This is a genomic window from Thiomonas sp. TH-17 (assembly GCF_057473305.1).
The window spans coordinates 1-22,163 of the sequence record NZ_JBYCKI010000159.1 but is presented as its reverse complement, the minus strand read 5'-3'; the positions used below and the strand labels follow the sequence as shown (position 1 = coordinate 22,163).

Here is a 22,163-nt window from a genome sequence, read left to right as displayed (position 1 = left end):
TTCATGCTGCTGTCGTCGTGCATGCAGGCGTTTGCCGGGCAACTGTTTCCGGGGCTCGAAGTGCTCGGCGTGCATCAGTTTCGCGTCACCCGCAACAGCGAGTTGTTCATCGACGACGACGACATCACCAATCTGCGCGCCGCCTTGCAAGGCGAATTGCGCGCGCGTCACTTTGGCGACGCGGTGCGGCTGGAGGTGGCGGCCGATTGCCCGCACGCGGTCATCGACCGTCTGCTGCGCGAAAACAATGTCCTGCCGCAAGACTGCTACCGGGTGGACGGCCCGGTGAACCTGGTGCGACTGCAGGAAATTCTTGAATACGTCAACGAGCCGCAGCTGCTGTTCAACCCTTACCTGCCCGCCCTGCCGCGAGACTGGCCCGGCGTGGATACCGAGATCTTCGACCGCATCCGGGCCCGCGACATCCTGCTGCACCATCCCTACGATGGTTTCGCCCCCGTGGTCGATCTGGTGAAGACGGCCGCGCGCGATCCGTTCGTGGTCGCCATCAAGCAGACCATTTACCGCACCGGGGGCAATTCCGAGCTGATGGACGCCCTCATCGAGGCGGCGCGTAACGGCAAGGAAGTCACCGTGGTGCTCGAGCTGATGGCCCGGCTGGACGAGGAAACCAATATCAACTGGTCGTCAAGGCTGGAGGCCGCGGGCGCACATGTGGTCTTCGGCGTGGTGGGCTTCAAGTGCCATGCCAAGATGCTGCTCATCGTCCGCCGGGAAGCCGCCGAAGGCAGCGGCCGCAAGATGTTGCGCATGTATGCGCATCTGGGCACTGGCAACTATCACGCCCGCACCGCGCGGCTTTACACCGACTTCGGCCTGATGACCGCCAACCCCGAAATCTGCGAAGACGCACGCCGCGTCTTTCTGCAAATCACCGGCTCCAGCCAGGCGCAGGAACTCAGGCGGCTGTGGCAGGCCCCGTTCACCCTGCACGCCAATGTGCTGGCCGCCATCGCGCGAGAAGCCGACCACGCGCGCAGCGGCAAGCCCGCACGCGTCTGGGCGCGAATCAACGCACTGCTCGAACCCACGGTGATCGAGGCGCTTTATGCCGCGTCACAGGCGGGTGTGGAAGTGCGACTGCTGGTGCGCGGCGCCTGCATGCTGCGCCCTGGCGTGGAAGGTCTGTCCGACAACATTCGGGTGCGCTCGACCATCGGCCGCTTCCTCGAACATTCACGGGTGTTCTACTTCCACAACGGCGGCGAGGCCGAGGTCTATATCTCCTCGGCCGACTGGATGGAGCGCAATCTGCTGCGCCGGGTCGAGATCGCCGTGCCCCTGCTCGACAACAAGATCAAGGCGCAAGTCATACGCGAAGGTCTACGCATGCAGTGGCAACACCCGGGCAACGCCTGGGAGATGGACAGCGAGGGCAATTACCACCGCCCGCGCGGCTCACGCAGCCGTCTGAGCTGTCATCAGGTGCTGATGCACTCGCGGCTGGAACGCAAAAATTAGTGCGGCGTTTCAGGCGGCTTTGAGCACGCCATCTTTCGGCGCAACTTCCGTGGCGTTTCCGGCTGAGGGCGTGCCCGCGGGGGCCAGCCTCGCGGCCGGGAAACGCACCACAAACCGGCTGCCCTTGCCGGGCGTGCTATGCACCAGCAGTTCGGCCTGGTGGCGCAGCAGCACATGCTTGGCGATCGCCAGCCCCAACCCGGTGCCTCCAGACTCGCGCGAGCGTCCGCGATCGACGCGGTAGAAACGCTCGGTCAGCCTCGGAATGTGTTCCGCGGCAATGCCAATGCCGGTGTCGCTGACGCTGAATTCTGCGTAGCGAGGCTGGCCGTCAATGAAAACGGCGTCCCATGCCAGACTGATGGCGCCGCCGTCCGGCGTGTAGCGCACCGCATTGCTGACCAGATTGGACAGCGCCGAATGCAGCTCTTGCGGGCTACCGCGCACCCACAGATCGGTGCGCACTTCCATCTTGATCTGGTGCCTTCCGCCGGACAGCGCCTGCGCCTCGTTGTGGTACTGCGTCATCATCGACGGCATGTCGATGACCACTTCAGTGGGGGGATAGGGATCGCCCTCCAGTCGCGCCAGCGCGAGCAGATCGTCCACCAGATGCCGCATGCGGTCGGACTGGGTCTGCATCATGTCGAGCACGCGCAGGCGCTGGGTTTCGTCGAGCGGCATGTCGCGCATGGTTTCGACAAACCCGCCCAGCACGGTCAGCGGTGTTTTGATCTCATGCGACACATTGGCCACGAAATCACGGCGCATCGACTCGGTGCGTTCGAGCTGCGTGATGTCCTGCGACAGCAGCAGTTTCTGCTGATCGCCATAAGGAAAGACCTGTACGCTCAGCGTGAACTGCGCCCGCGAGCCTGCGCGGTGCATGTGCAAGGGCTCGTGAAAATGCGCCGCCTGCAGATAGGCGACAAACTCGGGGTTGCGAATCAGGTGCACCGCGTGCTGACGCAGATCGCGTTGCGCGTCCAGACCGAAGTGCTGTGCCGCCGTGGCGTTGCACCAGTCGATCTGGTTGTTTTCATCGAGCAGAATCACCCCGTTGGGCGAGACTTGCAGCGCCTCGATGAATCGGTGCAGCTTGGACTCCTCGTAGCCCAGACGTCCCGTCCACAGTCGCAATTGACGCGACGCCCGATAGAACACTTCGGCCCAGGCGCCAGAGCCATTCGGCACCGGCGTCGCTTCGGGCGCCTTGAGCCAGCGGATCAACCGCGATAGCGCGAGTGAATCGCGCACCACCACGCCGATGAGCACCAGCAGCGCCGCCACCATGGCGCCAGGGTGCCCGTCGATCAAAGCCCCAACCCCCGCAGCCAGCAGAACCAGCAGCAAGATGAGGGAGATGCGCCAGGCGACAGAGATCATGGGGTAACGCGCGAAAATCTGCGCTCAGGTGTAGCACTTGTATCGAACCACACTGTAAGGCAGACGAAGCCCCATTCGGCCGGGCTGCATCAAGCGACGACCTGGGTTGGGCTGCCTGAGTGTGGCGCCTCAGGCGGCCGAGGCCTGCAGCGGGCGCGACTGCGCGGTAAAGCGATAGCCCGCGCCGCGCACCGTCTCCACCATCTCGGCGCATTGCACCGGAGACAGCGCTTCGCGCAGGCGCTTGATGTGCACGTCCACCGTGCGTTCTTCGATGAACACATGGTCGCCCCACACCTTGTCGAGCAGCGCGCCCCGGCTATGCACTCGCTCAGGATGCGCCATGAGGTAGTGCAACAACTTGAACTCGGTGGGCCCCAACCGGATTTCCAGGGGCTCGCTTCCCGATTTCTTGAACAAGGCGCGACGGCTGGACGGGTCGACCGACAGCCCGCCGATCTGCACCTGCTCATCGGTGAGTTGGGGCGCGCGACGCCGCAGCACCGCGCGAATGCGGGCCAGCAGTTCCTTGGGCGAGAACGGCTTGGTGATGTAGTCGTCCGCCCCGGCGTCGAGGCCCTGCACCTTGTCGCCCTCTTCACTGCGGGCGGTGAGCAGAATGATGGGGATGGACTTGGTACGCGCATCGGTACGCAGCGCACGGGCCAGCGCCACGCCCGACATGCCCGGCAGCATCCAGTCGATCAGCAGCACGTCGGGCAACACATCGCGAATGACCCGCAGCGCCTCCTCGGCACTGCCGGCGCGAATCGGGCAATGCCCGGCATGCTGCAAATTCATCGCCAGCAATTCAGCGATGGCGGGCTCGTCTTCGACGATCAGGATGTTGCTCGACAGACTCATGGTGGGGTGCTTTTCAGAACAGAACGCTGAATCAAAGCGCGGATCCGAGCGCGGCTCAAAGCGAGCCTGCCACTTCGCGGAAGGCTGCCTTGTTGTGCCGCACGTCGGTGCCACGCACGATGTAGATCACGAACTCGGCGATGTTCTTGGCATGGTCGCCAATGCGCTCGATGGCCTTGGCCACAAACATCAGATCAAGCATGGTGGAAATGGCGCGCGGGTCTTCCATCACATAGGTAATGACCTTGCGGGTGAAGCCTTCAAACTCATCGTCGATGCGGAAGTCGGATTCGACGATATCGACCGCCGCTTTCTCGTCAAGGCGCGCAAAGGCATCGAGCGACTTGCGCAGTTGCTCAATGGCGAGATCAGACGCATGCTGCAGGTCGCTGATGCCGATCGACATGGGCGTACCCGAGTCGACGATATCGCGCGCCATGCGCGCGATACGGGCCGCCTCGTCACCAGCGCGTTCCAGATTGGCGATGGTCTTGGAGATAGCCACCAGCAAACGCAGATCGCGCGCCGTGGGCTGACGCTTGGCGATGATCTGCGTGATGTCGGCGTCGATATCCACCTCCATCTGGTTCACCCGCTTCTCGACCTGCAGCACGGTGCGCGCGGCCTCGATGTCGAGGTGGCGCAGGGCATAGATGGCTTGCGCCAGTTGCGACTCGACCTGCCCGCCCATTTCGAGCACACGGGTGGAGACGGCATTGATTTCTGCGTCGAACTGTGTCGACAGGTGGGGTTTGTCATCCATGATGTTGTGCTCCTATGGTCAATGGGTTTGGCGCCTGCCTTGCAGACATTGCGCTCTGCTCTTTTTAGCCAAAGCGACCGGTGATGTAGTCCTCGGTTTCCTGTTTCTTCGGCTTGAGGAAGATTTGATTGGTCTCGCCGAACTCGATGAGCTCGCCAAGATACATATACGCGGTGAAATCGGACACGCGCGCGGCCTGCTGCATATTGTGGGTCACGATGGCCACGGTGTAGTCGCGCTTGAGCTCGATGACCAGTTCTTCCACCTTAGCCGTGGAGATGGGGTCGAGCGCGGAGGTCGGCTCGTCGAGCAGCAGCACTTCCGGTTTGATCGCCACGCCGCGCGCGATGCACAGACGCTGCTGCTGACCGCCGGAAAGGCTCATGCCGCTTTGCTGCAGCTTGTCCTTCACTTCGCCCCACAGCGCGGTCTTGGTCAGTGCCCACTCCACCCGGTCGTCGAGTTCCGACTTGGGCAGTTTTTCGTACAACTTGATGCCGAAGGCGATGTTGTCGTAGATCGACATCGGGAACGGCGTTGGCTTCTGGAACACCATGCCGATCTTGGCGCGTACCAGCGACACATCTTCCTTGGAGGTGAGGATGTTCTGCCCATCGAGCAGGATTTCGCCCTCGGCGCGCTGCTCGGGGTACAACTCGAACATGCGATTGAAAATGCGCAGCAAGGTGGACTTGCCGCAACCGGACGGGCCGATGAAGGCCGTCACCTTGTTTTTGGCGATTTCCATATTGACGTTCTTGATCGCCTTGTATTTCCCATAATAGAAATCAAGGTTTTTCACCGTCATGCAAGCCGGGGACTGAAGGGTTTCGGCAACAGCGCTCATGATGTGGCTCTCAATGTTTTTGACGAATCAGAATGCGTGCGGTCACGTTGATGACAAGCACACCGAAGGTGATGATCAGCACGCCAGCCCAGGCCAGGCTCTGCCAGTTGCTGTAAGGGCTCATCGCATAGTTGTAGATGGTGACCGGCAGGTTGGCCATCGGCTGCGACAGACCGGCATTGAAGAACTGGTTGTTCAACGCGGTGAACAGCAGCGGAGCGGTCTCGCCCGTGATGCGCGCCACGGCCAGCATGATGCCGGTCAGCACCCCGGCGCGCGCTGCACGAAGAATGACGGCGGAAATCACCTTCCACTTCGGCGTACCCAAGGCATAAGCGGCCTCGCGCAGCGAACCAGGCACGAGGCGCAGCATGTCCTCGGTCGTGCGCACCACCACGGGCACCACCAGCAGCGCCAGGGCGATCGACCCCGCCCAACCCGAGAAGGTCTTGGTGTTGGCCACGATCAGCGCATAGACGAACAGCCCGATGATGATGGACGGCGCGGCCAGCAGAATGTCATTGATGAAACGCGTCACCTTGGCCAGCCAGCCGTTGGCACCGTATTCCGACAGATACACACCCGCCATGATGCCCAGCGGCGTGCCCAGCAGGGTGCCCACAAACGTCATCGCTACCGAGCCGTAGATGGCGTTGAGCAGGCCGCCGTCGGTCATGGGCGGCGGCGTCATCTCGGTGAAGGTCGCCAGACTCAACCCGCCGATGCCAAGCTGCAGCACCGAGTACAGAATCCAGAGCAGCCAGACCATGCCGAAGGCCATGGCCCCCAGCGAAAGCGTGAGCACCACGATATTGGTCATCTTGCGACGACCGAAAAAACGCTGGCGAAAGTCGCCCCTGGAGGTTTGAGGCAAAGTGGTGGAGCTCATGTGCGGGTTCCTTCGCCCTTGGCAAGTTGAGCCAGCAGCAGTTTGGACAGCGCCAGCACGACGAAAGTGATGAAGAACAGCACCAGCCCCAGATAGAACAGGGCCGACTGATGCAGCGGACCCGCCTCGGCGAATTCGTTCGCCAGCACCGAGGTGATGGTGTTGGCTGGTGCGAACAGCGACGAGCTGAACGCGCTGGTATTGCCCACGATGAAGGTCACCGCCATGGTCTCGCCCAGGGCGCGGCCCAGGCCGAGCATGATGCCACCGATAACGCCGGCCTTGGTGTAGGGCAGCACCACGTTACGCACGACTTCCCAGGTGGTGCAGCCGATGCCGTAGGCCGATTCCTTGAGCATGGGCGGGGTGATCTCGAACACATCCTTCATCACCGACGCGATAAAGGGAATAATCATGATGGCTAGGATGATGCCCGCTGATAGCAGACCGATACCGACCGGCGCCCCCTGGAACAGAAAACCTAGTCCGGGCACGCCACCCAACAGATTCTGCAGAGGCGCCTGCACATAGTTGGCCAACAAAGGCGCAAACACCAACAACCCCCACATGCCGTAAACGATGGAGGGTATGGCCGCCAGCAACTCAATGGCCGTGGCCAGAGGCCGACGCAGCCAGATGGGCGAGAGTTCGGTAAGGAACAGGGCGATGCCGAAACTCACGGGCACCGCAATCAGCAAGGCGATGATCGAGGTCATCAGCGTGCCGTAGATCATGGAGAACCCACCGTACTGCTCGTCCGTCGGGTTCCAGGTGGAACTGGTAAAAAAGCCGAACCCCGTGGCCTTGATGGCCGGCCATGCGCCGATGAACAGCGACACGATAATGCCCGCAAGGGTTGCCAGGGTGATGATGGCCGCAGCGCGCGCCATGCCGGAAAACAGCAGATCGCCCATCGGGCTGTGCGTGCGCTTCTGGCCTGCACCGGGCTCGCCGAGAGCTACTTTGGAGGTTGCGTTCATTGGGGTTGCGGGATAGCTTGCGGCCATGACTGTAAATCCTTCAATCAAACCGGCCCGGGCGGAACACTCCGCTCAGGCCTGTGACATCCCGCGGTGCTCACCCGGAAACCCGGTTGAGCACCGCGAGGGATTTGCTGCTCGCCGAATTACTTCCAGACCGGCTGGCCGCTGGCGGACTTCACGCCCGTCCACTCTTTGTAGATCGCGGTCTTCACCGCCTCGGGCATGGGGATGTAGTCGAGCGCCTCGGCGTACTTATCGCCATCCTTGTAAGCCCACTGGAAGAACTTGAACACGTCGGCGGTCTTTTCCGGATTGTCCGCAGTCTTGTGCACCAGGATGTAGGTGGCGTTGGTGATCGGCCAGGAAGCATCGCCCGGCTGGTCGGTCAGCACCTGGTAGAAGGTCTTGGACCAGTCGGCGCCCGCAGCAGCGGCCTTGAACGCGTCGATCGAGGGCTTGACCACCTTGCCCGCCTTGTTGATCAGATCAACCACGATGAGCTTGGGATTTTGCTTGGCGTAGGCGTACTCCACATAACCGACGGAGTTGGGCAGCTGGCTCACGAAGCCCGCCACGCCCGGATTGCCCTTGCCGCCCGTGCCGACCGGCCAGTTGACGGTGGTGCCGAACTTGTACTTCTCGGCCCACTCGGGGTTGGTCTTGGACAGGTAGTTGGAGAAGATGAAGGTGGTGCCCGATGCATCGGCACGGCGCACGACGGCGATTTGCGCGTCAGGCAGCTTCACGCCGGGGTTGAGCTTGGCGATGGCCGGGTCGTTCCACTTGGTGATTTTGCCCATGTAGATGTCGGCCAGCAGCGCGCCGCTGAGCTTCATTTCATTGGACTTCAGACCAGCAATGTTGACCACGGGCACCACGCCGCCCATCACGGTCGGGAATTGGATCAGGCCGTCTTTGGCCAGCACTTCATCGGTCAACGGCATGTCAGACGCACCGAAGTTGACGGTCTTGGCGTTGATCTGCTTGATGCCGGCGCCAGAGCCCACGCCCTGGTAGTTCACCTTGCCCATGCCGGCATTGTTGAATTCGTAAGCCCACTTTTCATAAACAGGCTGGGGAAACGTGGCGCCAGCGCCCGAGATTTCCAGCGCGTTGGCGCTGTAGGTGGCAGCCAGAAGGGCCGAAGCCAGCAGGCTTTTGACGATGATTTTCATTGAGTTAGCTCCCTGAGGTGAGGCAATAAGCAATACGAAAGTGGTTGAAGCAACGCGCCTTTATGACGGTTGCAGACACTTTAGGACACGAATATGACAGTTTCGTGTCGGTCACGCAGGTAAGCCGGTCTGCCCCACAAACGCGGGATCACACGGGCCGCTTTGACGTCAGGAATGCCCTTGCCACCAGATTGATGGTCAACACCATCGCCACCACCAGGAACGCCGCGGCATACGCCAGCGCATGCGCCGAAGCGAAGGGCTGATTGATGAAGCTCCAGATCACATAGGTGAGGTAGCCGATCGGCTCCTGCGTGAGATGGCCGTTCCACAGATAGTTGGACCATCCTGCGGTGTAGATCAGCGGCGCGGTTTCACCCACAGAGATGGCCAGGGCAAACAGCACCCCGGTGATCACCCCCGAACGCGCGGCGGGCAGCAACACGCGCAACACGACCTGATGCTCCTTGCAGCCCAGGGCATAAGCGGCTTCGCGCAGGCTGGTGGGATTCTGCCGCATGGCCAGCTCGGTAAACCGCGCGATATAGGGCATGACCATGATGGCCAGAGTGATGGCGCCCGCCAGCGCCGAGAACTGCCAACCCAGACCGATCACCAGTGTGACGTAGGCGAAATAACCCAGCACGATGGACGGCACGCCAGTCAACACATCGGCCAGAAATCGCACTATGTACGCCCAGCGCCCATTGCCGTATTCGCTCAGATAAATGCCAGACAGCACACCGATGGGAGCGGCAAACAACAGCGCACCGCCGCTGAGCACCAATGTACCCTCGATGGCATTGAGCAGGCCGCCACTGATGCCGTTGGTCACCTGGGTGAACAGCACAGGCGAAAGGGCCGCCCCGCCTTTGACCAAGGTCATCCACAGTATGTCGAACAACGGTACGACCACAATGGCGAACGCCGCCACGCAGAGCACAGCAAAGAACACGTTGAACAGGCTGCGCCGACGTTGCTGTCGGCGGGCACGCTCAGACGCGATGGATGTGGATGCGGCTGGTGAGGAGGCGAGCGATGACATTGACGATGACCGCGATGATGAGCAGCACCAGGGCAATTTCCGCCAGCGAGCGCACGGCCATGCCGCTGGGGTCTTGCAAAGCACTGTCGAGTTGAGAAGCGATGAAAGCCGCCATACTGGTGATGGGGCTGTAAATCGTGTCGGGCAAATAGTTCAAGGCACCGCCGCTGACCATGAGCACCGCCATGGTTTCACCCAGAGCGCGGCCGAGCGCCAGAATGACCGCACCGATCAAGGGCACGCGCACGGCGGGCAACAGAATTTTGAGCAGCACCTCAGCCCGGGTCGCGCCCAGACCGAAACTCGCCTCGCGCAACTCGTTGGGCACGCGCTTGAGCGCCTCGACCAGCGTGCTGGTGATGACCGGCAGCACCATGATGGCCAACACCAGCCCTGCGGTCAGCAACCCATAGCCGCTGGTCGCCGCGCCGGAGAAAAAGGGAATGAAACCCAGCACTCGCTCCAAAAACGGCGCAATGTGCGTGAGCACCAGAGGGGCCAGGATTTCCAGTCCCCACAAGCCATAGACCACACTGGGCACCATGGCCAGCAGTTCCACCACCTGAGCGAAGGCGCCGCGCAATTTCTGCGGCGCATAGTCATTCAGAAACAGGGCGACGCCAATGCCCACGGGCACGGCCAAAATCAGGGCAATGGCCGAACTTGCCAGAGTGCCCACGATAAACACCCAGATGCCATAGGTGGCCCCGACGGCCACCTCGTAGCCGTCGCGTTTGACGGGATTGGAATACAGATTGCCCAGATTCCAGGTCTCGGTCGTGAGGAAATGCAGCCCGTTGAACTGGATCGCCGGCCAGGAGTAAGTGGTGAGAAATACCAGTACCGCCAGCAGGGCCAGAGGGATCAGGGTCGAGACAGCAAGTAATCCGGGACGAAAGACGCGCATGGCAAGTCGATTCAAAACAGCTCAAAAACACGCATCCGGCCCACCCTTGTCAGGCAGGCCGGATGCCGCAACACGCCAACTGCTTACTGAATTTTGGCGATCTGCGCTTTGCTCAGCTCTTGAATCCGGGCCGGCAGGGCGATGAAGCGCACCTGATCCAGATATTTGGTGGCATTGCCGCCCTTGCTTTCCACCGCCCAGCCGAGAAACTCGCGGATGGCCTTGGCGGTTTCCGGGTTGGCTTGCTTGGTATTGACGATGGCGTACTCGTAGTTGATGATGGGGTAGGAATCGGCCCCTTCAGAGAAAATCAGGCTCAGACGCTCGTCGGCCGGGGTCTTTGCAATCAGACCGGAGGCCGCAGCGCCGACCGTTTTGGCCGTGGGCAGCAGGAAATGCCCGGCCTTGTTCTTGATCATCGCCGTGCCCAGACCCGCCTTGGCGATTTCCTTGTGGAAACTCACACCGATGTAAGCCACCGAGTACGGTGTCTGCTGGGAGGCCTGCACCATGCCAGGGTTGCCGTTGGCGCCCACACCGCCCTGCACTGCAGGCCAGGAGATGGAGGTGCCAAAGCCCACGCTGTCATTCCACTTGGGGGTGGAGAACGACAGATATTGGCTGAAAATGAAGGTGTCGCCACTGCCGTCGGTGCGGTGGATTGGCACGATGGTGTGGTTGGGCAGCTTGACACCGGGATTGAGCGCCTTGATGGCCGCGTCGTCCCAGTTCTTGATGCTGCCGTCGTAAATACCGGCCAGCACGGGGCCGTCGAGCTTGAGGTGCTTGTTGTTCAGACCGGGCACGTTGTAGTTGATGGTCTGGGCCGAAATCGCCAGCGGGATATTGACAATGCCAGGGTGCTGCTTGAGCTGGGCATCGGCCATATAGGCATCCGAAGCGCCGATCTGTGCCACACCCGAGACGGCTTCGGCGATGCCAGTGCCGCTGCCAGTGCTTTGAGTGGTGATTTTCACCTCGGAGTGCATCTTGGTGTAATCGGGCACCCAGATATTGAACAGCGGATACAGCAGGGAAGATCCGGTTTCCAGCAGAGTGACCTGAGCGGCTTGCGCGGGCAGCACGAACAGGCCAGAAGCGAGGGTCAGACCAGCAACCGCCAGACCGGCTTTGAGCTGGGTACGACGAGACAGATTCAAGGACATTGTTTTCTCCGAAGTGGCAATTCCCGCCCAAAAGCGCGGGGCTGAACGTCATTTCAGACGTCCAATATGACAACTTCGTGATGTGATGTGCCTTGTTACGACTCTCACAACTGGATCATTGAAAATCAATACCTTAGCCAGGCTCTGAGGAGCCAGAACCGGCTATTCAAGCAAGGCGGACTTCAGTGCGGAGGCCACTCGCGCGCCCTGCTCCTGCTCAGGATGCTCGACCATGATGCGCAGCACCGGCTCCGTTCCGGAAGGGCGGATCAATATCCGCCCGCTGCCATTGATCTGGTGTTCCGCCTCGGCGCGGGCCTGGGCAAAACCTGCGTGGGATTTCCAGTCGAGCCCCGGTGGCAGCTTGACGTTGAGCAGAGTCTGCGAAAACAGTTGGACGGCCTGCAATTGCTCACCCAGGCTGCGGCCCGTACGCACCACGAGCTCAAGCATCTGCAAGGCGGCGACGATGCCGTCACCTGTCGTGTGCCGGTCGAGCAGCAGCATGTGACCGGACCCTTCGCCGCCGAGCTGCCAGCCGCGGGCGAGCAGTTCTTCAAGCACATAGCGATCGCCAACGGCCGCCCGCACAAATTCCATGCCCTGCTGCTCAAGCGCCTTTTCCACCGCGAGATTGGTCATCAGCGTGCCAACCACCCCAGCGGGCTTGCGATCCATTGCCAGCAGATAAAGCAACTCGTCACCGTTGAACAGGCGACCGTGACGATCGACGAGTTGCAGGCGGTCGGCGTCGCCATCGAGGGCGATGCCGTAGTCGGCCTGGTTGGCGCGCACTGCGCGAATCAGCGCATCCGGCGCCGTCGCACCGACATCTTTGTTGATGTTGAAACCATCCGGCTGCGCCCCGATAGAAATGACCTCGGCCCCCAGTTCGTGAAACACCGCTGGCGCGATGTGATAGGCCGCGCCATGCGCACAGTCCACCACCAGCCGCAGGCCCTTGAGGGTGAGGTGATTGGGAAACGTGCTCTTGCAGAATTCGATGTAGCGGCCCGCGGCATCATCGAGTCGGCGGGCCTTGCCGAGTTGCTCGGAGGGCACGCAGCCCTCAGCTTCGGGCAAGGTTGCTTCCACTTCCAGCTCCCAGACATCAGGCAACTTACTGCCGCCCGCCGAGAAAAACTTGATGCCATTGTCGGCAAAAGGATTGTGCGATGCGCTGATGACCACGCCGAGATCCAGACGCAGCGCGCGGGTGAGATAGGCCACTCCGGGCGTGGGCAATGGGCCGACCAGCACCACATCGCAACCGGCGGCAATGAAGCCGCACTCCAGCGCAGCTTCGAGCATATAGCCCGAGATACGTGTGTCCTTGCCGATCAACACCGTAGGCCGACTGAGGCCTTGGCTGCGCAACACCTTGCCAGCGGCATGCCCCAGACGCATGCCGAATTCCGGCACGATCGGGCTTTTGCCCACGTGGCCACGGACACCGTCGGTGCCAAAGTACTGTCTGCTCATTCCTTCTCCAAAAAGTTGATATGCGGTTCTTGTGCGCACCTGAGCAAACCCGAGCTCAGGTGCAGCTCAGGCGCGCATGGCGCTCCACACTTTAATCGCGTCGCATGTCGGGCCAACATCATGGACGCGCACGATCTGCGCACCCGCCGCCACGCAAGCCAGCACAGCGGCCAAGCTGCCCGGCAGACGCTCCCCCACATCGCGCCCCGTCAATGCTCCGATCATCGATTTGCGCGAAACCCCCACCAGCAACGGATAACCCGTTTGCGCGAGAGCAGGCAGACCTTTCGCAAGGGCCAGATTGTGTTCCAGTGTTTTGCCAAAGCCAAACCCCGGATCGAGGGCGATGCGTGATCGGCCGATCCCCTTCGACTCGGCCATGGCGGCGCGATTCAACAGAAAATCCCGGACTTCGCCTACAACGTCCGCATAGTGCGGCGCCTGCTGCATGCTGGCGGGATCGCCTTGCATGTGCATGAGACAGACCCCTGCCTTTGAAGCGGCGACCGCTTCCAGTGCGCCTGGTCGCTGCAAAGCGTGAATGTCGTTGATGATGTCCGCGCCCAGATCGAGCGCCCGGCGCATGGTTTCGGGCTGGTAGGTATCGACTGAAACCGGGACGTTCCAGCGCACAGCTTCCTGCAAAACCGGGGCGATGCGCGCCCATTCCTGCGCATGTGTCAGTCGCGGAGAGCCCGGTCGGGAAGACTCACCACCGATGTCCAGAATATCGGCCCCCTGCTCCACCAAAGTCTGTGCTTGGCGCAAAGCGAGCACCGCATCCGCATGCTGCCCGCCATCGGAAAACGAGTCGGGCGTGACGTTGACTATGCCCATGACCAGGGGCCGATGCAATTGCAGAGTGAAGCGCCCTGCTTGCCAATGACTTGCCATCGGAGATGATTCCTAAAAAAAACGGCCCGGTTGTGAACCGGGCCGTCGCTGAACTCGCCGTAACGAGCTGGATGTGAATACCGCCAGTGAAGTCTGACGATCAGGCCGCCGTCGCCGAAGGAGCGTCAGGCGCAGCGCCGGTTGCGGGCGCCGAGGGCGTACGCGGGGCGGACGTCGGGCCGCTGCTAGGCGGCAGCTTGGGCGGACGGGGCTCGCGGCCCGCCATGATGTCGGCCAGTTGCTCGGAGTCGATGGTTTCCCATTCGAGCAAGGCTGAAGCCATGGCGTGCATCTTGTCCTGGTTCTCCTCAATCATCCGACGAGCCAGGGCGTACTGCTCGTCGATGATGCGACGGATCTCCGCATCGACTTTCTGCATGGTCTGCTCAGACACATGCGTGGTCTTGGTGATCGACCGTCCGAGGAACACCTCGCCTTCGTTCTCCGCGTAAACCATGGGGCCCAGCGACTCGGTCATGCCGTAGCGCGTGACCATGTCGCGAGCCAGCTGCGTGGCGCGCTCGAAGTCATTGGAAGCACCCGTGGTCATCTGATTCATGAACACTTCTTCGGCAATTCGGCCGCCAAAAAGCACGGAGATCATATTGAGCATGCGGTCACGATCCATGCTGTAGCGATCGGTCTCAGGCAACTGCATCGTCACGCCCAGTGCGCGTCCGCGCGGAATGATGGTGACCTTATGCACCGGATCGGTCTTGGGCAGCATCATGGCAACCAGCGCGTGGCCCGATTCGTGATAGGCGGTATTGCGGCGCTCTTCTTCCGGCATGACCATGCCCTTGCGCTCTGCACCCATCATGATCTTGTCTTTGGCACGTTCGAAGTCTTCCATTTCAACCACGCGCGCACTGCGGCGGGCGGCGAATAGAGCGGCCTCGTTGACCAGATTGGCCAGATCGGCGCCGGAGAACCCGGGAGTGCCCCGCGCCAGAATGTCGGCCCGGATATCGGTGCCCACAGGAATCTTGCGCATGTGCACTTGCAGAATCTGCTCGCGGCCCCGGATGTCCGGCAGCGTGACGTAGACCTGACGGTCGAAGCGGCCAGGACGCAGCAGAGCCGGGTCGAGAATGTCGGGCCGGTTGGTCGCCGCGATCACGATCACCCCGAGATTGGTCTCGAAGCCATCCATCTCCACCAGCATCTGGTTGAGAGTCTGCTCGCGCTCATCATTGCCGCCGCCCAGGCCAGCACCACGATGGCGACCCACGGCGTCGATTTCATCGACGAAGATGATGCAGGGCGCGTGCTTTTTCGCGTTCTCGAACATGTCGCGCACGCGAGCCGCGCCCACGCCGACGAACATCTCGACAAAGTCGGAGCCCGAGATGGTGAAAAACGGCACTTTCGCTTCGCCAGCAATACTCTTGGCCAGCAGCGTCTTGCCGGTACCGGGCGGCCCGACCAGCAGCACGCCCCGGGGAATGCGCCCGCCAAGTTTCTGGAATTTCTGCGGATCTTTAAGAAAGTCCACCAGCTCCTTCACGTCTTCCTTGGCCTCGTCACAACCGGCGACGTCAGCAAAGGTGACGTTGTTGCTCGTTTCATCGAGCAGCCGGGCTTTGGACTTGCCGAAGCTGAACGCGCCGCCACGGCCACCGCCCTGCATCTGGCGCATGAAGTACACCCAGACGCCGATCAGCAGCAGCATCGGGAACCAGGAAATGAAGATCTGCGTCAGGAACGATTGCTCCTGGCGCGGAGCGCCGACGACATCGACACCGTCTTTAACCAAATCGCCCACCATCCACAGGTCGCCGGGCGAGGTGAGATTGAAACGACGCCCTTCCGTGGTCGTGACGTCCAGAATGCCGCTCTGATGCACGGTGACTTTTTTGATGCGCCCGGCTTTCGCGTCTTGCATGAACTGGGTGTAGCTCACGGCATCTGCGGTCTGCTGGGGACGATCGAACTGCTTGAACACCGTGAACAGTACAAGACCGATCACCAGCCAGATCGCAATTTTGGAAAACCATTGATTATTCAAAACCAACCTCCTGAAACAGGGCAAGCGCAGATGCAAGACATGCAGCGCATTTTAGGCATTTCAAGAGGCAGGGCGCAGCGATTGTGGAAAACCGATCCGACAAAATGGGCTATTGATTCCGTCAACCTGATCGAATTTGACAAATAGCAAGTCTGTCGAGGTGGCCACAATCACGTTGGGCGCTTACGCAACAGACTTTTTCAGCGTGCGCGCCAGAATGAAAGTTTCAGCCGATTTGTCCCGCGATGCTTGCGGCTTGACCGCCTTCACCTGCTGGAATACCAGCTTGAAAGCCTTCACGATCTGACTGTAATAACTGCCGTGAAAGGTCTTGATCACCATCGCGCCCTGGGGTTGCAGCCATCGCTGGGCAAAGTCCAGGGCGAGTTCGCTCAGATGCTCGATTCGGGCCGCATCGGCCGACGGAATGCCGGTGAGATTGGGCGCCATATCGGACAACACCACGTCGACCTTGCGCCCTTCGAGAAGCGCTTCCAACTGGTTCACCACCGCCTCTTCGCGGAAGTCGCCCAGCAGAAAATGCACATCGGGCACGGGCTCCATGGGCAACAAATCCAGCGCCAAAATCGTGCCCTGCACCACACCGCCACGCATCAGCCGGTTACGCGCATATTGCGACCACGAGCCCGGCGTGCTGCCCAGATCGACCACGATCTGCCCGGGCCGCAACAGTCCTTCAGCCTCGTCGATTTCCTTGAGCTTGTAGGCGGCGCGGGCTCGATAGCCCTCACGCTGCGCCATCTTCACATAGGGATCGTTGAGATGATCCTGCAGCCAGGCTTTGCTGAATTTGTTTTTCTTCGCACTCGACATGGGTTCTTCAAGGACAATAGCGGATTAAGACTTCAGAATGCGCGCAAAGAATGTTGCGCCGCGCTAGGCAATCATGACCCCATTGGAACTCACTCCGCCCTTTCGCAGCAGCCTGCGCGCCCAGGCACATGGGCTCAAACCCGTCGTGATGATCGGCGAGCAAGGGCTCAATCCGGCCAATCTGACGGAAATCGACGTGGCGCTCAAGGCGCACGAACTCATCAAGGTGCGCGTGTTCGGTGACGATGCGGCGGCGCGCCTGTCCATGCAACACACCATCTGCGACACACTGGGCGCCGCTCCTGTGCAGGCGATCGGCAAACTGCTGGTGTTGTACCGGCCACGCCCGAAAGAAACCCGGCAGGCGCCTGGAGAAGAAACGCAAGTCGCCAAGCGCGGCAAGTCGCCCCGCACCGTCAAAGTGGTCGTGCCTGCCAGCAGTCCGACACACCGGGCCAAGGTCAAGCGCGTCACCCTGCTGGGCAATCAGCGCCTTTCGGCCACTGGCAAGGTCAAGCGCGCCAAGCCGCGCCAGAGCAGCGTGAAAAAATCGTCGCGCGGCTGAAGCGCTTTCAAAAGAGGTTTCAGACCGTTTTGCGGCGTGTTGGTAGCCGCCAGACATACGCCGCCACGCACAGGGCCTGCAGGGCGAACACCAGGCTGGCGATGCCATGCCACATGCCTGCTTGCGGCGAATGGCTATAGGCAGCTTGCAGCAACCGGGGCACTACGCCGAACTCGCCCAGGACGGCAAAAAACACGCCACCCAGCGGCAACAACAGATCCGCCGACATCGCCCTTTTGTCGGCAAACCGTTCGAGCGCGGCAATCAGCACGCCGAAAACGATGGCGGCCAGCGCCATGATGTAGAACATGCGATTGGCCACGGCGGCGGCGATCATTTTCTCGGGCACCGTGGCAAACGCCGTGGGCGCGCCGATGAGGCCGACGGCCACCATGCCGCCCAGCCAGAGCGCGGCGAGAAACCAGCGGGTGCGCAGACTGCTCATCGGTAGTGCACCGCAAGAATTTCGTACTGCCGCACGCCACCCGGCGCAGAGACCTGGGCCACATCGCCAGATTCTTTGCCAATCAGCGCACGCGCGATGGGGGAGTTGATGGAGATGCGTCCCTGCTTGAGATCGGCTTCGTCGTCGCCCACGATCTGGTAAGTGATTTCGTCGCCACTGGATTCGTCGCTCAGCTCCACCGTGGCGCCGAACACCACGCGGCCGTCGGCCTGCAGCTCGCTCGGGTCGATGATCTGCGCCGTGCCGAGTTTTCCTTCGATGTCGGCGATGCGGCCTTCGATAAAGCCCTGCTTGTCGCGGGCCGCGTCGTATTCGGCGTTTTCAGACAAATCGCCTTGCGCACGCGCCTCGGCGATGGCCTGGATCACCGCGGGTCGCTCGATGGTCTTGAGACGATGCAGCTCTTGCTTGAGTTGTTCCGCGCCTTTGCGCGTCATGGGGGTCGCCATCATTGGGCCTCCGTTAAACCAGGAAAAAAACGAGCACCGCAGCTTGTGGCGTGGAATCGCCTGCGCTGCGGTGCCCGGATGAGAAGAAATTTTACGCCGTCGCGAACGATTGGAGGGGATAGACCGCGATTTTCTGCAGTTGTTTCATCCCCTCGACCGCGGCGAGTGCGCCGGAAATGGTGGTGTAGGTCGTGACCCGCGCGGCCAGCGCCGAAGTGCGAATGGCGCGCGAATCGGTGATGGCATTGCGGCGCTCTTCCACCGTGTTGATCACCAGCACGATCTCGTTGCTCTTGAGCATGTCCACGATATTCGGGCGCCCTTCGGTGACCTTGTTGATCACCTGCACTTCCACCCCCGCCTCGGCGATGGCGGCCGCGGTTCCGCGGGTGGCCACCACGCCGAAGCCCATGGCCACCAACTGACGCGCCACTTCAACGGCGTCCGGCTTGTCGCTTTGCTTGACCGACAGGAACACCTTGCCGCCGGCCTGCGGATCGGGCAGGCGCGTGCCCGCCGCGAGTTGCGACTTGACGAAGGCCTCGCCAAAGGTTCGGCCCACGCCCATGACTTCCCCAGTGGACTTCATCTCGGGGCCCAGGATGGGATCGACGCCGGGGAACTTGCTGAAGGGAAACACGGCCTCCTTCACGCAGTAGTACGGCGGGGTGACTTCCTTGTCGATGCCTTGCTGCGCCAGCGTCTGGCCAGCCATGCAGCGTGCCGCAATCTTGGCGAGTTGCAATCCCGTAGCCTTGGAAACAAAGGGCACGGTGCGCGAAGCGCGCGGATTCACTTCCAGCAGGAAGATGCGATCCTCCCCGCCCTGCTGCTGGATAGCGAACTGCACATTCATCAGACCGACGACCTGCAGACCATGCGCGAGCTTGACGGTCTGCTCCTTGATGCGTGCCACCGTGGCGGCCGATAGCGAGTATGGCGGCAGCGAGCAAGCCGAGTCGCCGCTGTGCACACCGGCCTGCTCGATGTGTTCCATCACGCCACCAATGAAAACCTCAGTGCCGTCGCAGATGGCATCGACATCGCATTCGATGGCGTCATTCAGAAAGCGGTCGAGCAGCACCGGCGAATCGTGGCTCACTTTCACCGCCTCGCGCATATAGCGTTCGAGGTCGCGCTGTTCGTGCACGATTTCCATCGCCCGCCCGCCCAGCACGTAGCTGGGGCGCACCACCAGCGGGTAGCCGATTTCCTCAGCCTTGGTCAGCGCTTCAGCTTCCGAGCGCGCGGTGCGGTTGGGCGGCTGCAGTAGGCCGAGCTGCTCGACCAGATGCTGGAAGCGCTCACGGTCTTCGGCCATGTCGATCATGTCCGGGCTGGTGCCGATGATGGGCACGCCGTTGGCTTCGAGATCGAGTGCGAGCTTGAGCGGCGTCTGCCCGCCATACTGCACGATCACACCGGCGGGCTGCTCCTTGTCGACGATTTCCAGCACGTCTTCAAGGGTGAGCGGCTCGAAATACAGTCGGTCGGAAGTGTCGTAATCGGTCGACACCGTCTCCGGGTTGCAGTTGACCATGATGGTTTCATAGCCGTCGGCCCGCATGGCCAGTGCGGCGTGCACGCAGCAATAGTCGAACTCGATGCCCTGGCCGATACGGTTCGGCCCGCCGCCCAGCACCATGATTTTTTTGCGCGTGGTGGGCGCGGCCTCGCACTCTTCGTCGTAGGACGAGTAGAGATAAGCCGTTTGCGTGCCGAACTCGGCCGCGCAGGTATCGACCCGCTTGAACACCGGCCGCACCTGCAGCGAACGACGGCGGTTGCGCACTGCCGTCTCGGTGGTATGCAGCAGCTTGGCAAGACGGCGATCAGAGAAGCCCTTTTGCTTGAGCGCGTAGAGATGCTCGCGATCGAGCTGGTCGAGGGTAAAGTTGCGCTCCAGGTCGAGCTCGGTCTGCACGATGTCCTGGATCTGCGCCAGAAACCACGGGTCGATGCGGGTGAGCTGGTGGACTTCGTCCAGGCTCATGCCCTGAGCGAAAGCATCGCCCACATACCAGATGCGCTCGGGGCCGGGCTCGCCCAGCTCCTTCTCCAGCACCTCGCGGTCTTGCGTCTTTTCGTTCATGCCATCGACGCCGACTTCGAGCCCGCGCAGCGCCTTCTGGAAACTCTCCTGGAAGGTCCGGCCCATGGCCATAACCTCGCCCACCGATTTCATCTGCGTGGTCAGACGCGAGTCGGCCTGCGGGAATTTCTCGAAGGCGAAACGCGGCACCTTGGTGACCACGTAGTCGATGGTCGGCTCGAACGAGGCCGGCGTAACGCCACCAGTGATGTCGTTGCGCAGCTCGTCGAGGGTGTAGCCCACGGCCAGCTTGGCCGCGATCTTGGCGATCGGAAACCCGGTGGCCTTCGACGCCAGCGCCGAAGAACGGCTCACCCGCGGGTTCATCTCGATGACGATCAGCCGCCCGTCCTTGGGATTCACCGCGAACTGCACATTCGAGCCGCCGGTATCGACCCCGATCTCGCGCAGCACCGCGATGCTGGCGTTGCGCATGAGTTGATACTCTTTGTCGGTCAGCGTCTGCGCCGGGGCGACGGTGATCGAGTCGCCGGTGTGCACGCCCATCGGATCGAGGTTTTCGATGGAGCAGACGATGATGCAGTTGTCGGCGCTGTCGCGCACCACTTCCATCTCGAACTCTTTCCAGCCGATCAGCGATTCTTCGATCAGCAGCTCGCTGGTGGGCGACGCCTCGATGCCGCGCTTGCAGATGACCTCGAACTCTTCCGGGTTGTAGGCAATGCCGCCGCCAGTGCCACCCAGCGTGAAACTGGGACGGATGATGACCGGAAATCCGATGGATTTCTGCACGCCCCAAGCTTCTTCGAGGGTATGCGCGATGCCCGAGCGCGCCGAGCCCAGGCCGATGCGCGTCATGGCCTGCTTGAATTTCTGCCGATCTTCGGCCATGTCGATGGCCGCGGGCTTGGCGCCGATCAGCTCCACCCCGTACTTGTTGAGCACCCCGTTGTGGTGCAGATCGAGCGCGCAGTTCAGCGCGGTCTGACCGCCCATGGTTGGCAGGATGGCGTCGGGCCTCTCCTTCTCGATGATGGTCTCGACCACCTGCCAGGTGATGGGCTCGATGTAGGTGACATCGGCTGTTTCGGGGTCGGTCATGATAGTCGCCGGATTGCTGTTGACCAGAATGACCTTGTAGCCCTCTTCACGCAGCGCCTTGCAGGCCTGGGCGCCGGAGTAGTCGAACTCGCAGGCCTGGCCGATGACGATGGGGCCGGCCCCGATGATCAGAATGCTTTTAATGTCGCTGCGCTTGGGCATGGGCGAGTCTCTTTATGCGGTTGAATCAGGTGAAAAATCAGTGTGTTCTTGCGGTAGCCGCCAGCGCCAGTTTCACGCCGAAGCCGAAAAATCCGGAGCCGGTCGCGCCCATCGTCAGCGCGGAAAGGCGTCGGCGGCGGCGGAATGCGTCGGCGACCCGCACGCCGCCAAAGATCAGCACCGACAGATAGAGCAGGCTGAAGAACTGGACGATAAGGCCCAGCAGCAGGAACGACAGGGCTGGATGCGGGAAATGGGGATCGACGAACTGGATGAAAAAAGACACGAAAAACAAAATCGCCTTGGGGTTGAGCAGACTGATGAACAAGGCTTTTTGAAACGGGTTTTCCAGCCGCTTTCCGGTCTGCTCGGGGTGGGCGTGGGGCTGCGGCGCCTGGGCATGCAATCCGGTGTCGGGCGTATGCCAGCGCTTCCAGGCCGCGCGCAACATATTGATGCCCAGCCAACCGAGATACAGCGCTCCCGCCGCCTGAACCAGGTGATACAGGGCCAGATTGGTTTCCAGCAAAGAGGCTGCCCCGGCGGCGGCCAGCACCATCAACACCGTGTCGCCCAGAAACACCCCGAACGCGCCCCGATAGCCCTGGCTCACCCCGCGCTGCGCCGCCACGCTCAGCACAT

General features: G+C 61.6%; 21 protein-coding genes. 3 read left to right on the top strand and 18 right to left on the bottom strand.

The window, feature by feature from the left end; genetic code table 11:
- The coding region (ppk1, locus tag AC2VLV_RS09725) for a polyphosphate kinase 1 (RefSeq protein ID WP_486989784.1) at positions 1 to 1,482 on the top strand (1,482 nt) is incomplete at its 5' end.
- A gap of 9 nt (positions 1,483 to 1,491) precedes the next feature.
- Here the strand turns inward: ppk1 and phoR are convergent.
- From phoR to ftsH, 13 genes are all read right to left on the bottom strand, one after another.
- The gene (gene phoR / locus AC2VLV_RS09720) at positions 1,492 to 2,868 is read right to left on the bottom strand and encodes a phosphate regulon sensor histidine kinase PhoR (protein ID WP_486989783.1); all 1,377 of its coding nucleotides are present in this window, start codon (positions 2,866 to 2,868) and stop codon (positions 1,492 to 1,494) included.
- 129 nt (positions 2,869 to 2,997) lie between these two features.
- Positions 2,998 to 3,726 carry a phosphate regulon transcriptional regulator PhoB gene (gene phoB, locus AC2VLV_RS09715; RefSeq protein WP_486989787.1) on the bottom strand — a complete coding sequence of 243 codons (729 nt, stop codon included), beginning with the start codon at positions 3,724 to 3,726 and terminating at the stop codon, positions 2,998 to 3,000.
- Between the two features lie 61 nt (positions 3,727 to 3,787).
- Positions 3,788 to 4,495 carry a phosphate signaling complex protein PhoU gene (phoU, locus tag AC2VLV_RS09710; RefSeq protein ID WP_486989782.1) on the bottom strand — a complete coding sequence of 236 codons (708 nt, stop codon included), beginning with the start codon at positions 4,493 to 4,495 and terminating at the stop codon, positions 3,788 to 3,790.
- A 64-nt stretch (positions 4,496 to 4,559) separates the two neighbouring features.
- Positions 4,560 to 5,342, bottom strand: a complete 783-nt coding sequence (gene pstB / locus AC2VLV_RS09705) for a phosphate ABC transporter ATP-binding protein PstB (RefSeq protein ID WP_286986870.1) — start codon at positions 5,340 to 5,342, stop codon at positions 4,560 to 4,562.
- Between the two features lie 10 nt (positions 5,343 to 5,352).
- Positions 5,353 to 6,231 (bottom strand): phosphate ABC transporter permease PstA, encoded by an 879-nt coding sequence (gene pstA / locus AC2VLV_RS09700; protein WP_486989781.1) that lies wholly within the window; start codon positions 6,229 to 6,231, stop codon positions 5,353 to 5,355.
- Positions 6,228 to 7,145, bottom strand: coding sequence for a phosphate ABC transporter permease subunit PstC (gene pstC, locus AC2VLV_RS09695; protein ID WP_486989786.1), 918 nt, complete (start codon positions 7,143 to 7,145; stop codon positions 6,228 to 6,230). The genes pstA (AC2VLV_RS09700) and pstC (AC2VLV_RS09695) overlap by 4 nt, the downstream gene beginning before the upstream one ends.
- 212 nt (positions 7,146 to 7,357) lie before the next feature.
- Positions 7,358 to 8,389 (bottom strand): phosphate ABC transporter substrate-binding protein PstS, encoded by a 1,032-nt coding sequence (gene pstS / locus AC2VLV_RS09690; protein ID WP_486989780.1) that lies wholly within the window; start codon positions 8,387 to 8,389, stop codon positions 7,358 to 7,360.
- 148 nt (positions 8,390 to 8,537) lie between these two features.
- Complete coding sequence (gene pstA / locus AC2VLV_RS09685; protein WP_486989779.1) at positions 8,538 to 9,434, bottom strand: phosphate ABC transporter permease PstA; 897 nt, start codon at positions 9,432 to 9,434, stop codon at positions 8,538 to 8,540.
- Positions 9,385 to 10,341, bottom strand: a complete 957-nt coding sequence (gene pstC / locus AC2VLV_RS09680; protein ID WP_286986875.1) for a phosphate ABC transporter permease subunit PstC — start codon at positions 10,339 to 10,341, stop codon at positions 9,385 to 9,387. Before pstC (AC2VLV_RS09680) ends, pstA (AC2VLV_RS09685) begins: the two co-directional genes overlap by 50 nt.
- An 83-nt stretch (positions 10,342 to 10,424) precedes the next feature.
- On the bottom strand, positions 10,425 to 11,507 hold the full coding sequence (gene pstS / locus AC2VLV_RS09675; protein ID WP_486989778.1) for a phosphate ABC transporter substrate-binding protein PstS: 1,083 nt from the start codon (positions 11,505 to 11,507) through the stop codon (positions 10,425 to 10,427).
- A 162-nt stretch (positions 11,508 to 11,669) separates the two neighbouring features.
- On the bottom strand, positions 11,670 to 12,989 hold the full coding sequence (glmM, locus tag AC2VLV_RS09670) for a phosphoglucosamine mutase (RefSeq protein WP_486989777.1): 1,320 nt from the start codon (positions 12,987 to 12,989) through the stop codon (positions 11,670 to 11,672).
- Positions 12,990 to 13,055: 66 nt separating this feature from the next.
- The gene (gene folP / locus AC2VLV_RS09665; protein WP_486989776.1) at positions 13,056 to 13,883 is read right to left on the bottom strand and encodes a dihydropteroate synthase; all 828 of its coding nucleotides are present in this window, start codon (positions 13,881 to 13,883) and stop codon (positions 13,056 to 13,058) included.
- A 100-nt stretch (positions 13,884 to 13,983) separates the two neighbouring features.
- Positions 13,984 to 15,837: an ATP-dependent zinc metalloprotease FtsH gene (ftsH, locus tag AC2VLV_RS09660; RefSeq protein ID WP_486989785.1), complete on the bottom strand. Its 1,854-nt coding sequence runs from the start codon at positions 15,835 to 15,837 to the stop codon at positions 13,984 to 13,986.
- On the opposite strand from ftsH, the gene AC2VLV_RS09655 reads away from it, so the two are divergent.
- Positions 15,724 to 16,038, top strand: coding sequence for a hypothetical protein (locus AC2VLV_RS09655; RefSeq protein WP_486989788.1), 315 nt, complete (start codon positions 15,724 to 15,726; stop codon positions 16,036 to 16,038). The genes ftsH and AC2VLV_RS09655 overlap by 114 nt on opposite strands.
- A 36-nt stretch (positions 16,039 to 16,074) precedes the next feature.
- Here the strand turns inward: AC2VLV_RS09655 and AC2VLV_RS09650 are convergent, their stop codons facing one another.
- Positions 16,075 to 16,725, bottom strand: coding sequence for an RlmE family RNA methyltransferase (locus AC2VLV_RS09650; protein WP_486989775.1), 651 nt, complete (start codon positions 16,723 to 16,725; stop codon positions 16,075 to 16,077).
- A 73-nt stretch (positions 16,726 to 16,798) separates the two neighbouring features.
- Here AC2VLV_RS09650 and AC2VLV_RS09645 point away from each other — a divergent pair, with 73 nt between their 5' ends.
- Complete coding sequence (locus AC2VLV_RS09645; protein WP_486989774.1) at positions 16,799 to 17,290, top strand: YhbY family RNA-binding protein; 492 nt, start codon at positions 16,799 to 16,801, stop codon at positions 17,288 to 17,290.
- 19 nt (positions 17,291 to 17,309) lie between these two features.
- On the opposite strand, the gene AC2VLV_RS09640 is transcribed toward AC2VLV_RS09645, so the two are convergent.
- The 4 genes from AC2VLV_RS09640 to leuE form a co-directional block, all read right to left on the bottom strand.
- On the bottom strand, positions 17,310 to 17,735 hold the full coding sequence (locus AC2VLV_RS09640; RefSeq protein WP_486989773.1) for a DUF4149 domain-containing protein: 426 nt from the start codon (positions 17,733 to 17,735) through the stop codon (positions 17,310 to 17,312).
- Complete coding sequence (gene greA, locus AC2VLV_RS09635) at positions 17,732 to 18,208, bottom strand: transcription elongation factor GreA (protein WP_486989772.1); 477 nt, start codon at positions 18,206 to 18,208, stop codon at positions 17,732 to 17,734. Before greA ends, AC2VLV_RS09640 begins: the two co-directional genes overlap by 4 nt.
- 88 nt (positions 18,209 to 18,296) lie before the next feature.
- Positions 18,297 to 21,521 carry a carbamoyl-phosphate synthase large subunit gene (gene carB / locus AC2VLV_RS09630; protein WP_486989771.1) on the bottom strand — a complete coding sequence of 1,075 codons (3,225 nt, stop codon included), beginning with the start codon at positions 21,519 to 21,521 and terminating at the stop codon, positions 18,297 to 18,299.
- A gap of 37 nt (positions 21,522 to 21,558) precedes the next feature.
- Positions 21,559 to 22,161: a leucine efflux protein LeuE gene (gene leuE, locus AC2VLV_RS09625; RefSeq protein WP_486989770.1), complete on the bottom strand. Its 603-nt coding sequence runs from the start codon at positions 22,159 to 22,161 to the stop codon at positions 21,559 to 21,561.
- Positions 22,162 to 22,163 lie beyond the last annotated feature (2 nt).